Genomic DNA, 17,490 nt, shown 5'->3' on the forward strand with positions numbered 1-17,490 from the left:
CAAGAACTGATATTGATTATTCAAAACAAATATTTGAAGCAATACCTGAAGTCATAATGTTTACTCCACTAAAAACGAGCGGCGCCTTTCATTCCCGATATATGGAAGAGGCAAAGAATGAGTTTGAAGCATTTTTGGATTCGTTTACATTTGCCAGCTTACAGATACCGGTAATTTCCAATGTTCATGCCAGACCATATAAGCAATCTGAGATTAAACAGAATTTGGTCAACCAGATTACCCACACTGTCAAATGGACAGAGAGTATCCGATACTTAATGGGCTTGGACGAGCTGGATTTTGAGGAAATTGGAGAAGGTAATATTCTAACCGGATTAATACAACGAATCAGAAGAGAAGCCGAGCCATTAAAAGTGAATAGTCTTGAAAACGAAGATTCCCTAAATAAAGCTGAAGATGAAACCCCAACAGCTGAATTAATACAAGCTCCCAAAGAAGCTCCCAAAGCAGATCCCAAAGCAGATCCAAAAGAAGAACTGGATATTTCACCGTTATCTCTAGGGAGTATCGAGTTTAAAAAAGATTATGACTTGAGATACGCATATCTAACCGGAGGAATGTATCGGGGGATTGCCTCAAAAGAAATGGTAGTAAAAGTAGGGAAAGCCGGAATGCTGGGCTTTTTTGGGAGTGGCGGCTTGGAGCTGCCTCAAATTGAAGAGACCATTCAATATATCCAGAAGGAGCTTTCTCAAGGGCAGGCTTATGGGATGAATTTAATCACGAATTTGAACGCTCCCGAATTTGAAGAAAAAACAGTCGATATCTATTTGAAATATAACATCAAACATATTGAAGCCTCTGCCTTTATTAATATAACTCCAGCTTTAGTGAAGTATCATGCAAAAGGCTTAACACGGGATAAATCGGGAAATGTAATGTCACTCAATAAAATTATCGCCAAAGTATCTCGTCCCGAAGTGGCGGAGTTGTTCCTTAGTCCGGCTCCGGAGAGAATTGTTAATAAACTGCTGGTTGAAAAAAAGATAACGTCGGAAGAAGCTGAATTATCTAAGGAAATTCCTGTTGCTGATGATATCTGCGTTGAAGCAGACTCCGGCGGACATACGGATGGCGGGGTTGCCTATGCTATGATACCCGCGATGATGAGAATTCGAGATGAAATGATGGAGAAATATAAATATCATAGAAAAATCAATGTTGGAGCAGCTGGAGGTATTGGAACTCCCGATGCTGCCGCTGCCGCTTTTATTTTAGGGGCTGATTTCATTATGACCGGCTCCATTAATCAATGTACTGTGGAAGCCAGTACGAGTAATGTAGTAAAGGATTTGCTGCAGCAAATCAATATTCAAGATACTGAATATGCTCCGGCTGGAGATATGTTTGAGTTAGGCTCCAAAATACAAGTCTTAAAAAAGGGTGTGTTTTTTCCGGCCAGGGCTAATAAATTATATGATTTATATTTTCATTATAATTCCATCGATGAAATTGATCCGAAGACGAAAGAACATATTCAGGAGAAGTACTTTAAACGAAGTTTTGATAAGGTGTATGAGGAATGCAAATCCTTTCATCCTCCCCTGGTGATTGAGAAGGCAGATCGCAATCCCAAATACAAAATGGCTTTGATTTTTAGATGGTATTTCGGTCAGAGTACTCTGTGGGCACTTAGCGGCGATGAGGAGCATAAAGTTGACTTTCAAATACAATGCGGACCGGCTCTTGGGGCGTTTAACCAATGGGTTAAAGGAACGAAACTGGAGAATTGGAGAAACCGGCATGTTGATGAAATCGGTGAGAAGCTGATGACGGAAGCGGCCGGATTACTTAACAACAGAATTACTAGAATTAAATCCGGCAAGCAATAAATGTTGAAAATATATAATACGAGGGATAAAAGATGAAACTGGAAATATTAGAGTATTTGCCCGAGTTAAGTTCAAGTCAATCCTCTCTCCTTTTCATCCATGGCGGAAGTCATGGCGCATGGTGCTGGAAAGAAAACTTTCTTCCCTATTTTTCTTCAAAGGGGTTCCCATCCTATGCGTTAAGTCTTCGAGGACATGGGGAGAGCGAAGGGAATGAGAGCATTCATTTTTTTTCATTGAACGATTATATGAATGATGTACTTGAAGTTATATCCCAGTTAAGCGAGAAGCCGGTTTTAATCGGACATTCATTGGGGGGAGCGCTGGTTCAAAAGATATTGTGCTTGTATCCTGAAAAGATTCAGGCGGCAGTTCTAATGTCTACTACACCGCCGGATGGCATGTTTAGAGATTTTCGACGCTTACTTATATCCCGTTATAAAGATATCTATCAAATCCGGTTATTTGATAAGGGAAAAAGCCGCCATATGCCGCCCCAAGTTTTCTTTTCTCCAGACTTGCCGGCTGAAAAAAGGGATGAATATTTAGGATTATTACAACCGGAATCAACAAAAGCTCAGCGTGAATTAATGAGGCGGATCGTTCCTAGATCGGTTTCGGTAAAGGTTCCGCTATTAATTTTAGGATCAACGCAGGATTGGTTTTTTCCGGGAAAGACTGTTGCAACTATTGGGGAGAAATATAAAACCGAACCGGTTATCTTCAATAATATTTGCCATGATATGATGCTAGATCCAAATTGGCGCACAGTTGCCGATCAGATTCTTCCTTTTCTACAGAAGTTGGCGCCTTAAATCAAGGAGGAAAAGTCAATGAATCAACAGGGTTCTTATCAAATCAGTACCATTGCCAGCAATATTGAAAAAGAACTTGAACGATTAAGGGCACAGGTTGATTTATTTTGGGATAAGGAGCTAAAGCACTATAAAGAGTATGGGTTGAAGGATGGAATGTCGGTGGTAGAAATCGGTTCGGGCCCCGGATTTCTAACCGAGAAAATTTTAGAAAATTTTAGCAGCATACAGATCACTTCGGTAGAGATTGATCCATTATTAGTAGATTACGCCAAGAGTTATTTGACACAGAAAAACCATACACGTTTTGAAATAACTCAAGGGTCGATTATGGAGACTGGTTTACCTGAGAATTCTTTCGATTTTGCATTAGTCAGGTTATTGCTGGAACACTTAACGGACCCGATCGATGCGGTTCGTGAAGTTCTTCGGATTTTGAAGCCAGGTGGCAAGGCTGTATTCGTTGATAATGATTTTGAAATGCATATCATAACATATCCCCAGATTTTACAATTAAGGGAACTTTATGATGCTTATTGTAAGGCACGATATGCTGAGGGAGGGAATCCGCGAATTGGCCGGGAATTACCGATGCTATTAAAAAAGGGAGGGTTTTCAAAGATCGATTTGGAAATTATATGTGCTCATAGCGAGATTTTGGGGGAAGGGATTTTCTTTAAATCAGAAGGGATTGGCATTCCTACGAAATTAGTTCAANCAACTGTATATGGCTGTTGGGGAAAAACCATTATAGAGAGGAGCGGTAGTGTATGGCATTGGATTCTCAGGAAGATATCGAACTTTCTTTGAAAACAATAATAACCGATTTATTTATGGTTTCAAGGGATTCCTTGGATTTTGAGAGAAGCTTTCTAGAGCTGGGTCTGAATTCGGTGTTATCGGTAGAGTTCATAGAGGCGGTTAACAAAAAGTTTGGAATTGATTTAGGAGTTGAGGTTGTTTTTGATTACCGCGGGGTCAAGGAATTAACCGAATATATGATCGATAAGTACGGAAAAATAGGTGGACAGGATGTTCCATCGGGAAAAAAAGCAGAAGAAGCAACAAAGGCAGAAAGTGAGGTTCGCTTTTCTAGTGAGAAAAAGCGGGATTCAGATATAGCCATAATCGGTATTTCGGGTAGATTTGCCGGCTCTGAAACGGTTGAAGCTTTTTGGAAGCACTTGCAGAATGGAGATTGCTGCGTAACGGAGATTGACCGTAATGATTGGGATGAAGCCAGCTATTATGATCGTAATGCCACCCGGAAGAATAAATCGATTAGCAAATGGGGGGGATTACTTGATAATATCGATAAATTTGACACCGAATTTTTTAATATTACGCCCCGTGAAGCAGAGCGCATGGACCCTCAACAACGGTTATTCATGGAAGAGTCATTTAAGGCTATCGAAGATAGCGGTTATTCAATCGAACAGATGGCCGGAAAGAAGGCCGGAGTCTTTGTAGGAGGGCGGAGTTCGGATTATAAAGACAAAACGTTATTAGAAAACGATATTAATGCACTTACATTTTTGGGGACTGATATGTCCATTTTAGCCTCCAGAATTTCTTACTTTTTGGATCTTAAGGGACCCAGTTTAGCGATTGATACTGCTTGTTCATCTTCCCTGGTTGCAATCCATTATGCATGTGATAGTATTCGCAGAGGCGAGTCTGAAATGGCTTTAGCTGGTGGGGTCTTCATCATTAACTCACCGGAATTTTTGATTATGGCCTCCAAAACGGAGATGTTATCCCCTGACGGCAAGTGTAAAACCTTTGATAATGAAGCGAATGGTATTGTCGTTGGCGAAGGGGTCGGGGTTCTAATATTAAAACAATTAGATGCCGCGCTTGAAGATGGAGATCATATTTATGGAATAATTAAGGGCTCGGCTATTAATCAGGATGGCAGAACTCAAAGCATTACTGCTCCCAGTTCACTTTCCCAGAAAGCCTTAATTGTTGAGGCCTATAAAAAATCCAGGATTAATCCTGAAACCATTAGTTATATTGAAGCCCACGGTACTGGAACAAAATTAGGTGATCCAATTGAAATGAGAGCATTAACCGAAGCCTTTCAGTCGTTTACGGATAAAACTCAATTTTGTGCAATTGGATCCCATAAACCTAATTTCGGACATTCCATTATGGCAGCCGGCATTGCCGGTGTTTTTAAAATCTTAATGGCGATGAAATACCGGAAAATCCCTCCAACCATTCATTTTACCAAGGTTAATGAACATGTCGATTTTGAAAGCAGCCCTTTCTTTCTAAACACCGAATTACTGGAATGGAAACAAACTGAGGGTGTTCCTTTAAGAGCGGGAGTCAGCTCATTTGGGTTTAGCGGAACCAATTGCCACCTTATTATTGAGGAGCCGCCAGTTCAAGAGAAGATGGACAATAGTAACAAGAAGCCATATTATCCCTTCACCTTTTCTGCAAAGACCAAATCTGCCCTGCGGCAAAAGCTGCTGGATATCAGCAAATGGTTGGAGACAGGAGCCGAACACTATTTATTTGAAGACATTGCCTATACATTGCTTGTTGGACGTAGCAACTTTCCTTTCCGCTGCGCTTTTATTGCCAAAGATGTTGGGGAATTAAAACAAAAGGTTTTGGAAATTATCGAAAATGGTACAACAGCAGATTACTTTAGCAACGATACAAATAGTTCTCTCAAACGGGAGCCTGTATTAAAAGAACTTAACGAATATTGTGAACGCTTGTCAGGGGAGCTGGGGTTATTTAGCAATATAACCTCTGAAGCTTACAAAGAAAAATTATCGGCATTGTTATATCTTTTTACTCAGGGCTATTGCCCGAATTGGATTGATTTATTTGTTAATAACACAAACAACAAGGTCCCTTTACCGACATATCCGTTTAACGGAAATAGCTTTTGGATACCCAAACAGAAGGACTCCCAAATTTCGTCCGAGATGAACAGCGGAATTTCTTTGCCATCAGCGACGGATCGGATTTTATCGTTACCGGGAAGCCAGGTGGAATTACAGCCCGTTTCGTATCAATCCAAATCTGTTCAGGAAGTGTCTGGGCCGCAAAAACCTGAATTACCACAAGCTCCAGAGGACAAAGACATACATATCGAAAAGCCCAAAGGAATTGCTTTGAAGACGATGGGTGATGGATTGATTCCGTCTTCTGAAGCATCAGAGCAACGCTGCCAGGAACCCGTCTCAGTGAAATTAATAGAGGAAACGTTAATCAGTAGCCTAGCGAATATGTTAGGCATTAAATCGAATACTTTTGATATAGATACAAAGTTTGTGGATATGGGGTTGGATTCGATTATCGGTGTTGAATGGATTCAGGAGCTCAACAATCAGTTCGAACTTTCCATCAGAACTACGAAAATCTATGATTACCCCACAATTCGGGAATTTACGGGTTTCCTGGACAAAGAATTGAAGGAACAAAATCGGGAGCTGTTGTCTTTACAGCTGCTGATACAACAAGTCCATCAGGGGAAATTAGGTGCTGAACAAGCCAATCAGATTTTTAATTATGCTGAGAAAAGATAGCTGAAGGACTGGCCTGATCAATTACTCCAATACAAAACATAGAATGATATTTCTGGTTTAAGTATGTAAAAGATGAGGTGGTAACGATGAATCCAGAAGAGATTTTCAAAGCATTGCAAATAGGGGCGATGACTCCTGAAGACGCTGAGAAGGAACTATTAAAAAAACTGCCCACATTACCCGCTCAAGATTCCTTAAATGAGATGAACGCCCAAAAGGGCGTTTTTTTTGATGAATTTCAATCCGTTAACTTAAAACCGGAGCTTTTGGGTAATCCAGTCTTTCAGCAACGATATTGTTGTAGATTGAATTATTATGCCGGATCGATGGGACGGGGAATCGCTTCGGAAGAATTAGTCACTGCAATGGGCAATTCGAGCCTATTAAGTTTTTTCGGGAGCGCCGGGCTTGGCGTAAGGGAAATAGAGGCGCATATTAGAAGTCTGAAAAGCGAGCTTGGACAGGACAAGCCTTATGGTATGTGTTTGATATCCAACCTGGATAATATCGAGGAGGAACGAGAACGAGTTGAATTATTTCTAAAGTATCAAGTTCCGGTTGTCGAGGCATCGGCTTATGCTCAATTATCCTGGCCACTAGTTTATTATCGTATCAAAGGGCTCGTTCAACATGGGAATAACATTGTGATACCTCGACGAATTATTGGAAAATGTTCTCGATTAGAAGTAGCCCGATTATTCTTATCACCACCTCCGGTCAATATGATTCACCACTTATTAGCCTTAGGCTTGATTAACGAGGAAGAGGCCAGACTGTCCCAATACATCCCTATGGCAGATGATCTTGCTGTAGAAGCGGACTCTGGAGGACATACGGACCAAGGGGTTTCGTTCTCATTAATCCCCTCCATTATTTCCGCAAAGGAAGACTTGCAACGCCAATATCAATACCAGGAAGAAATTTTGATTGGATGTGGCGGCGGCATCGGAACGCCCGAGGCAGTTGCTGCAGCATTTGCATTAGGCGCTGATTTCATTTTTACCGGTTCAATCAATCAATGTACGGTAGAAAGCGGCGCTCATCCTGTTGTGAAAGATTTATTGAATACCGTCTCGATCCATGATACGGCTATTACGATTGCAGGGGATATGTTTGAGGTTGGCGCAAAAGCTCAAGTGGTCAAGAAAAACACCCAGGTTCATGCACGCGCAAATCATTTATACAAACTATACTTGAATTATCACTCTCTTGATGAGATTCCGCCGGAAATCAAGAAACAGCTTGAAAACCTTTATTTTAAGAAGACTCTCTCAGAAGTATGGGCTGAGGTTTATGAATATAAAAACGGAAAAAACCCCGAACAAATCAAGGAAGCCGAAGAAAATCCGAGATATAAAATGGCTTTGATCTTTAAATGGTATTTTGCTCATTGCAATCAGGTTACCCGGAATGGCGATGAGTCTGAGCAAGATAATTTTCTGATCCCTTGCGGTCCGGCGATGGGAGCGTTTAACCAGTGGGTTAAAGGAACACGGCATGAACATTGGCAAAACCGTCATGTTGATGAAATTGCCGAATTATTAATGATGAAGGCTTGTGACTATATACGTACCAAACAATTCTTCGGAGACATGTCAGATGATTCGACGAAGACAGTTCCGGTATCCGAAGAGAAGAACCTTGCATCGGATTATGATCAATCTGCGATAGCCATTATCGGTATGTCGGGGCAATTTCCCAAGGCAAATACGCTAACTAAATTCTGGGATAATTTGAGTGTGGGTATGGATTGTATTTCGGAAATTCCTTCAACTCGCTGGGCGATCGATGATTATTATGATCCTGATCTGACAACACCCGCAAAGACCAATTGCAAATGGCTAGGCGTATTAGAGGACGTTGATTTATTTGATCCTCTTTTTTTTAAGACCTCGCCAACTGAAGCAGAGCTGATGGACCCTCAACAACGCTTGTTTTTAGAGAATAGTTGGCATTGTATTGAAGATGCAGGTTTGAATCCTACCCGTTTATCTGAGAGCCGCTGCGGTGTTTTTGTAGGCTGCGGCCCCGGTGACTACAGACAGCATACTCCCGAAGACGAATTAACGGCTCAAGGTTATATGGGAAGCTCCATGGCGATTCTATCGGCTCGGATTGCGTATTTCCTCAATTTGAAAGGCCCTAATTTAGCGATCGATACCGCTTGTTCCTCCTCATTAGTGGCTATTGCGGAAGCTTGTAATAACTTGGTCTTGCGAACCTGCGACCTTGCCCTGGCGGGCGGAGTTAATTTGTTTTTAAGTCCGGCAGGCTTTATCACCAACACTAAATCGGGAATGCTGTCCAAAGATGGTCGTTGTTTTTCCTTCGATACACGCGCAAACGGTTATGTTCCAGGTGAAGGTGTCGGAGTTATTCTGTTAAAACGGCTGGAGGATGCTGTTCGCGATGGTGATCCGATTCATGGAGTGATTCGGGGATGGGGCGTTAATCAAGATGGAAAAACGAATGGCATTACCGCGCCCAGCGTGAATTCACAGATTCGATTGGAAAAAGAGGTTTATCAGCGTTTTGGCATCAATCCGGAAAGTATTTCAATGGTAGAAGCGCACGGAACGGGGACAAAGCTGGGAGATCCCATTGAAGTAGAGGCGCTGACTGAATCGTTCAGGTCATTTACCGATAAGAATAATTATTGTGCTTTGGGTTCCGTTAAAAGTAATATCGGGCATCTGATTAAAGCGGCTGGTATTGCTGGTGTGATTAAGGTCCTATTGGCCATGCGACACCGTAAGCTGCCGCCAACCATCCATTTTAACGCCTTAAATGAACATATAACTCTCGATAACAGCCCCTTTTATATCAATACTGAATTAAAGCCCTGGGAAGTTCCGGAGGGAATGCCCCGGCGCGCTAGTGTAAGTTCCTTTGGGTTCAGCGGAACCAATGCCCATATCGTTATTGAAGAATATCGTAAGGAGAAGGAATCTTCTGTTACAGTTCCGGACAACGAAACACCGGATCAACCCTTCCTATTCGTATTATCTGCTGCAAGCAAAGAGCAATTAAAAACCTACGCCCGATTAATGAACGAATTTATTGAATCGAATGAAACATTGAACTTAGCCGATTTGGCTTATACCTTACAGGTTGGGCGGTCGGCTATGGATTTTCGCCTTGTGGTCTTAGCGAATTCGAAGGGCGATTTGCTTAAGGCATTCGATGATTTTATTGAAGACCAAGCATCAGGAAATGTACGATTCAACCAGGTGAAGAAGAAAAAAGATGTAACAACAATTCTGCAACATGATATTGAAAAACGGGATTACAGGAAAATATCGGAACTTTGGGTAGAAGGTTTGGATATCGACTGGAATCAACTGTATCGTATCCACGACAGACCCAGTCGTATTAGCATCCCTACTTATCCATTCGCCAGAGAACGTTATTGGCTGCCGGAAAATATCATGCGAACGGACCATACAGCAACCTTATCCGCTACTTCGATCATTCATCCGTTACTACACCAAAATACTTCCAGCTTATTCGAGCAGAGATTTACATCGACATTTACCGGCAGGGAGTTTTTTTTGAATGATCATGTAGTAAAAGGACGCTGCGTTTTGCCGGGAGTGGCTTATCTCGAGATGGCCAGAGCCGCGATCGAACAGGCGATGGAAGAATCCAAACAAACTACCCTATGCCTTAAAAATATCATTTGGGCCCGTCCCGTCATTGTAGATAATGAACGATTTCCGCTGCATATCGGACTATCTCCTAATGATAACGGAGAGATTGCCTATGAAATCTATAGTGAATCCAATGGGGAAAATAACGAACCGATCATCCATAACCAGGGTGTTGCGGTATGGAATCGTGGAGTGGAAGGTTTAACCTTAAATCTTAAGGAATTGCAATCCGAATGCAGCCAACATATTCTTACGCAAGATCAATGCTATGATGCTTATAAAAGAATGGGAATTGAGTATGGGATCGGACATAAAGGAATCGAGAAGGTATATGTCGGAACCGAACAAGTATTGGCCAAGCTCTCGCTTCCGACGTCCTTATCTAAAACTGAAGAACAATATGTGCTGCATCCCAGCATAATGGATTCAGCCTTACAAGCATCTATAGGGTTAACTCTGAATAAAGAGGATCTGGATAAAAATAATTCCTTGAAGCTGGCTCTCCCGTTTGCGTTGCAAGAAATCGAGATTTTCGATAAATGTACCTCTAATATGTGGGCCTTCATTCGGCGGAGTAAAGGTCGTTCCTCAGTGGATAAGCTTGAGAAGCTTGATGTTGATCTGTGTGATGATACAGGGAGAGTTAATGTACGGATAAAGGCGCTAACAAGCCGCTTTGTAGAGGGGGAGTTGGGAGCGACAGGCTCCATGGATTCTAATGGAACTTTATTGCTCCACCCAACTTGGAAAGAGCAAATAATCCCTTCCTCCGCTGAAAAATCGAAGATCGGTGACTATACCCATCATCTCGTCATACTGTGCGAGTTAAGTAAACAGTACCAAGAAAGTATCGAAACGCAAATGCGGAGAGTTATGCCCGGAATTCGCTGCCTGATTATGCAGTCCTCATACCAAGAGCTGGATAAGAGATTTATTGTGTATGCCATCCAATTATTTGAGGAGATCTATCATCTCTTCAAGGAAAAGCCAAAAGGCAAAATGTTAATCCAGATTGTAGCCTCCAATCGCAAAGAACAACAAGTCTTTTCCGGACTTGCTGGACTTATACGAACCGCTCATCTGGAGAATCCGAATTTAACAGGGCAAGTAATTGAGGTGGCATCCGAGGAAGACGCCGAGGGACTTGTTGAGAAATTGCTGGAGAACAGCCGAACTCCTTCTGATCTACGGATTCGATATCAAGATGGTAGACGTTTGGTTCAAGGCTGGAATGAATGTGAAACGAGACAGGAAGAAGATCATATTCCATGGAAAAATGGCGGCATCTATCTGATCACCGGGGGAACAGGTGGGTTAGGACTTATTTTTGCCAAAGAGATTGCGAAGCGAGTCAAGAGTGCGACTTTGATATTAACGGGCAGATCTCCACTCAGCGATATTAAACAAGCTAAATTAAAGGAAATAAGCGGTTTAGATATTAGAATTGAATACAGACAGGTCGATGTGGCCGACCACAAGGCGGTAACCGAATTAATCGAGAACATCCGGGAATGCTTCGGGGGTCTTGATGGCATCATCCATAGTGCCGGCGTAATCAAGGACAATTTCATCATAAAAAAGACAAAAGACGAATTCATGGAAGTGTTGGCGCCCAAGGTAACAGGACTGGTGAACCTGGACCAAGCCAGTAAAGATCTGCATCTGGACTTTTTTATTCTCTTCTCAGCAATCGCTGGAACGATTGGTAATGTCGGACAGGCCGATTACGCAACCGCCAATGCCTTTATGGATGGTTATGCCCATTACCGTAACGAATTGGTTCAATTGAAACAGCGACGGGGGAAAACGCTATCGGTCAACTGGCCGCTATGGCAAGACGGTGGAATGAGTGTTGACCAAGAACGCGAAGAACTGATGGTTCAGAATACCGGAATGATGGCTATGCGCACCAAGACCGGCATCCAGGCTCTATATCAGAGTATGGCATCCGGGAAGGGCCAGATCATGGTAATGGAAGGCCATGTTGCTAAAATGAGGCAAATATTGTTGGAAATCAAACCTGCTTCCGTACAATCGATCAGCGGTTTAGCAGAACAGCAGCAGTCGGAAAAGGCCCCTAACAACTTACAAAATCAGGTGAAAACCGATCTAATCCGAATGGCGGCCGAATTACTTCAGGTCAATCCGGCGAATATCGATGCCAGCGTAGCGCTGACCGAATATGGATTTGATCCGATCACCGTGGCTGAATTTTCCAATAGGCTCAATGATGAATACTCATTTGACGTTGCCCCAACCTTATTCTTTGACTACTCAACGCTTCATCTCATGACGGATTATTTGATAGAAAAATACGGCGATATCCTCATAAAGAGATATCGAATTGAGAATGCGAGCATGGCTTCTTCCACAGAGGATAGCCCAAGAGCAGTAACGGCCGGGGAAGAGTTCCTTCATGAAAAAACCGTGAATTATTTAAAGAAAATACTGTCCTCGGTCATCAAGCTGCCCGTGAATCGAATTGAAGCGGATGCCGAGCTGGAGAAATACGGAATCGATTCGATCATGGTTATGCAATTAACGAATCAATTGGAAAAAGTGTTCGGTTCCTTGTCGAAAACCTTGTTTTTTGAATACCAGAACATTCAGGAGCTAGCCGGATATTTTCTTGAGATGCACCGGGAGCAGTTGCAGAACCTCTTGGGGATTGAAGAAAAAGTCACCACAACGATGGTTCCGAATGAAGACAGTGGGATGAACAGTGTGAGAGTTGCGCCTAAGAACCACAGACGCAATCGGTTTGCTTCATTTACTGAATCTCCTGCTGGATCTCCCGCCGAGAAAGGGAATGAGGCAAGCGACATTGCCATCATTGGGGTTTCGGGGAGGTATCCCGGAGCGAGAAATCTGCAGGAATTCTGGAGCAATTTGCGGGAGGGACGGGATAGCATTATTGAAATCCCCAAAGAGCGATGGGACTCCGCCCTGTACTTTGACGAAGATAAAACCAAATTCGGCAAGGCGTATTCCAAGTGGGGCGGATTCCTGGAGGGGGTCGATCAATTCGATCCGCTATTCTTCAATATCTCCCCCCGCGAAGCGGAACGAATGGACCCCCAGGAACGATTGTTTCTGGAGTGCGCGTATGCAGCCATGGAGGATGCGGGCTATACTCGTGAAACCCTGGGTTCGTACCGCGGGCTTGGTCTGGAAGGAAACGTCGGAGTATATGTAGGGGTGATGTATGAAGAGTATCAACTGTACGGAGCCCAGGAACAGCAGCGGGGAAGACCGGTAACGTCGGGAGGAAGCTTGGCCTCAATCGCCAACCGGGTATCCTATTTCTTCAATTTCCATGGCCCCAGTATGGCTGTGGAAACGATGTGCTCTTCTTCGTTAACGGCAATTCATCTGGCTTGTCAAAGCCTCCAGCGGGACGGATGTGAGCTGGCGATTGCCGGAGGAGTGAATGTCTCCATTCATCCGAATAAATATTTGAAGCTCAGCCAGGGAAAGTTCATTTCCAGCAAAGGAAGATGTGAAAGCTTCGGGGAAGGCGGCGACGGATATGTACCCGGCGAGGGAGTCGGGGCCGTATTGCTGAAGCCGCTGTCGAAGGCGATCGAAGATGGCGACCAGATCTATGGGGTTATCAAAGGCACAGCCATCAATCATGGAGGAAAGACCAATGGCTATACGGTTCCCAGCCCCAATGCGCAAGGAAGTTTAATCGGCCAGGCCTTGAAGGAAGCCGGAGTGAATCCGCGGACCATCAGTTACCTGGAAGCTCATGGGACCGGAACAGTGTTGGGAGACCCGATCGAAATTACCGGATTGACCCGGGCTTTTGGGAAGGATACGGCGGACAGACAGTTTTGCGCAATCGGGTCGGTGAAGTCCAACATCGGGCATTGTGAAGGCGCAGCCGGAATAGCGGGATTAACCAAAGTACTACTGCAATTCAAGAACGGCCAAATTGCGCCGTCGCTCCATTCGAAGATGCTGAATCCGAATATAGATTTTAAGGAAACGCCCTTTGTGGTGCAGCAGGAACTGACGGAATGGAAACGGCCGCGGATCGAAACCAATGGGGAGGTTAAAGAATACCCGAGACGGGCAGGGGTATCCTCCTTTGGAGCCGGCGGAGCCAATGCCCATGTGATCATCGAAGAGTATATTTCCGATGAACGGGAAAGTTCCGAATATGCGGTTAGTCCCGATCATCCGGCCATGATCGTATTGTCGGCGAAGAGTGAGGAACGCCTGGAGGCACAAGTGCGGCAATTGCTGGGCGCCATTCAAGAGCAAGCCTTCACCGAAAAGGAGGTCATCGATATCGCCTATACACTCCAGGTGGGGCGGGAAGCGATGGAAGAGCGTCTGGCTGTCATTGTAAGTTCCTTGAAAGAACTTCAAGACAAGCTGACCGGCTTCCTGGAAGGGAAAGACGATATCGAAGACTTGTACCGGGGACAGGTCAAACGTAATAAGGAGACAATGGCCGTCCTCACTGCAGATGAAGACATGATCCATACAATAGATGCCTGGATAAGTAAGAGGAAATATGGAAAGCTGCTGGATGTCTGGGTGAAAGGATTGAACGTGGACTGGAACCGGCTGTATCCCGGTGTCAAGCCGCATCGAATCAGCCTGCCGACATATCCGTTTGCCAGAGAGAGGTACTGGGTTCCGGACAGCGAGACTGGAATCGCTAGTTTGACGGCAGCCATAGCCGGAACCGTGATCCATCCGTTAGTGCAGCAAAATACGTCCGACCTGACCGAGCAGCGATTTAGCACGACCTTAACAGGACAGGAGTTTTTCTTAACCGATCATGTGGTGAACGGACAACGGGTTCTGCCGGGGGTTGCCTATCTGGAGATGGCGCGTGCGGCGGTGGCGGAGGCAACAAGAGAAAAAGACGGGGCCGTCATCAGGTTGAAAAACGTGGTATGGTCACAGCCGATCGTGGTGGGGGAACAGCCGCTTCGGGTGCATATCGGGCTGTATCCGGAAGATGACGGGGAGATTGCCTACGAAATATACCGTGAGGATGAAGCGGACCCTGGCGAATCGGTTGTATACAGCCAGGGCAGAGCCACCCTCAGTCCGGCGACAGGAAAACCGGCGCTAAATCTGAAGGCCCTTCAGGAGGAATGCCATCAAGGACGTCTCACATCCGAAGTGGTGTATGAGGCATTTCGGGCGATGGGAATCGAGTATGGACCGGGGCATCAAGGGATTGAACAGGTGTATCGGGGAGAAGAGCAAGTATTGGCAGAGTTGTCATTGCCGATGTCGGTCCGGGATACCGAGGAGCAATATGTTCTCCATCCCGGTATCATGGATGCGGCGCTCCAGGCATCGCTCGGGCTGCGGATGGGCAGCGAAGATCGGAGGGCGGCATTGCCTTTTGCCTTGCGGGAGATCGAAATAATCAGCCCATGCACGCCGAAGATGTGGGCTTGGATTCGGAATAGCTCGAATAGTCAAGCTGGGGACCAAGTCCGGAAATTAGATCTTGATCTATGCGATGAGCAGGGCAATGTCTGTATTCGGATGAAGGAGCTCTCATCCCGGGTACTGGGGGGAGAGGTAAGTTCGCTCGAAACCCAGGCAGCTCCAGGGCTATTGATGCTGGAACCAATCTGGGAAGAACAAGAGATTACCCGCCAAAGTCCGGGTATCGCCGCTTATGCTCAACATCTGATTATTCTGTGTGAACTGAGTAATGTTGCCTCCGAGGTTCTGGAAGAACGGATGAAAGGAGTGCGCTGTGTCAGCTTGCAATCCCCGCAGTCCGGTATTGCGGAACGCTTCCAGAGCTATGCGGCCCGGGTCTTTGAAGAAATTCAGAGCCTTCTCAAGGAGAAGCCGAAGCAAGAGGTTTGGATTCAAATTGCGGTCCCGAATGAAGGAGAACAGGAGCTGTTCACCGGTTTGCTCGGGCTTTTGAAAACCGCACAGATTGAGAATCCCAAATTGCATGGCCAATTGATTGAAGTGGAAGCGGACGAAGAGGCGGACAGGCTGCAAGAGATCCTGGAAACCGGCAGCGGCAGCAGCGAGCGTCATATTCGCTACCAGGCGGGCAAGCATCTGGTTGCCAGGTGGAAGGAAATAGAGGTGCAGCCGGAGGCCATTGACCTCCCATGGAAAGACCAGGGGGTTTATTTAATTACCGGGGGACTGGGCGGTTTGGGATTGTTAATGGCCGAAGAGATTGCCCATCGGGTCCAGGGAGCGGTGCTGGTGTTAACCGGCCGATCTGCGCTAAATGAGGCGAGACAAGCCCAATTGAAGGAGCTTGAACAGCTGGGTGCACATATCGAGTACCGGCAGGTCGATGTAACAGATAAGCAAGCAGTAACCGCCTTCATACGAAGCTTACAGGAGGAATTCGGCAGGATTCATGGCATTATTCATAGCGCCGGAGTGATTAAGGATAATTTCATCATTAAAAAGACAAAAGAAGAATTCGTGGAAGTATTGGCTCCCAAGGTCGCCGGATTAGAGAACCTGGACCAGGCGAGTCAGGATGTGGGCTTGGACTTCTTCATTCTCTTTTCTTCGTTGACAGGAAGATTGGGGAACATAGGGCAGGCCGACTATGCAACCGCCAATGCCTTTATGGATGCTTACGCCCATTACCGCAATCTGTTGGTAGCCGGAGGGCAGCGCCAGGGACGGACGATATCCATCAATTGGCCGTTGTGGCAAGCGGGCGGAATGAGTGTTGACCAAGAACGAGAACAGTTGATGAGGCAGAACACAGGGATGATCCCGATGCAGACTGAAACAGGAATCCGCGCATTGTATCAAAGCCTGGCATCGAGAAGAGAACAGGTTATGGTGATGGAAGGAAACCTCCAACAGTTCCGGGTCAATCTGTTGAAGCCATTTAATAGTAAAGAAGAAATTAATAACAATAAGACGGTTGCCAAAAGCATAGCTATTGGGGAAGCTATCGGAGAAGAGTTCCTTCATGAAAAAACCGTGAATTATTTAAAGAAAATACTGTCCTCGGTCATCAAGCTGCCCGTGAATCGAATTGAAGCGGATGCCGAGCTGGAGAAATACGGAATCGATTCGATCATGGTTATGCAATTAACGAATCAATTGGAAAAAGTGTTCGGTTCCTTGTCGAAAACCTTATTTTTTGAATACCAGAACATTCAGGAATTAGCCGGATATTTTCTTGAGATGCACCGGGAGCAGTTGCAGAACCTCTTGGGGATTGAAGAAAAAGTACCAACAACGATGATCCCGGATGAAGACAGTGGGATGAACAGTGTGAGAGTTGCGCCTAAGAACCACAGACGCAATCGGTTTGCTTCATTTACAGGGTCTCCTGCTGGATCTCCCGCCGAGAAAGGGAATGAGGCAAGCGACATTGCCATCATTGGGGTTTCGGGGAGGTATCCCGGAGCGAGAAATCTGCAGGAATTCTGGAGCAATTTGCGGGAGGGGCAGGATAGCATCATTGAAATCCCCAAAGAGCGATGGGACTCCGCCCTGTACTTTGACGAAGATAAAACCAAATTCGGCAAGGCGTATTCCAAGTGGGGCGGATTCCTGGAGGGGGTCGATCAATTCGATCCGCTATTCTTCAATATTTCCCCCCGCGAAGCGGAACGAATGGACCCCCAGGAACGATTGT

The 17,490-nt window shown here is 45.1% G+C and carries 5 protein-coding genes; all 5 read left to right on the forward strand.

The annotated features are described in order from the left end of the window. On the forward strand, nt 1-1,853 hold a 1,853-nt coding region (locus tag KIH86_RS26435; protein WP_235775617.1), incomplete at its 5' end, for a PfaD family polyunsaturated fatty acid/polyketide biosynthesis protein. Nucleotides 1,854-1,885: 32 nt separating this feature from the next. Beyond that, nucleotides 1,886-2,668, forward strand: a complete 783-nt coding sequence (locus tag KIH86_RS26440; protein ID WP_223082437.1) for an alpha/beta hydrolase — start codon at nt 1,886-1,888, stop codon at nt 2,666-2,668. 18 nt (nt 2,669-2,686) lie between these two features. Beyond that, complete coding sequence (locus KIH86_RS26445) at nt 2,687-3,478, forward strand: class I SAM-dependent methyltransferase (RefSeq protein ID WP_223110754.1); 792 nt, start codon at nt 2,687-2,689, stop codon at nt 3,476-3,478. Continuing rightward, nucleotides 3,439-6,219, forward strand: a complete 2,781-nt coding sequence (locus tag KIH86_RS26450; protein ID WP_223082441.1) for a beta-ketoacyl synthase N-terminal-like domain-containing protein — start codon at nt 3,439-3,441, stop codon at nt 6,217-6,219. Before KIH86_RS26445 ends, KIH86_RS26450 begins: the two co-directional genes overlap by 40 nt. Before the next feature lie 86 nt (nt 6,220-6,305). Then, nucleotides 6,306-17,490 (forward strand): PfaD family polyunsaturated fatty acid/polyketide biosynthesis protein (locus tag KIH86_RS26455; RefSeq protein ID WP_223110755.1); only part of this gene is annotated, 11,185 nt, incomplete at its 3' end.

Origin of the sequence: Paenibacillus sinensis (genome assembly GCF_019904155.1) — a bacterium.
Classification (GTDB): Bacteria; Bacillota; Bacilli; order Paenibacillales; family Paenibacillaceae; genus Paenibacillus_AQ; species Paenibacillus_AQ sinensis.

Excerpts from the sequence above, each read along its gene's own strand:
- KIH86_RS26450 (WP_223082441.1), top strand. The coding sequence starts at position 3,439 with ATGGCATTGGATTCTCAGGAAGATATCGAACTTTCTTTGAAAACAATA.
- KIH86_RS26440 (WP_223082437.1), top strand. The coding sequence starts at position 1,886 with ATGAAACTGGAAATATTAGAGTATTTGCCCGAGTTAAGTTCAAGTCAA.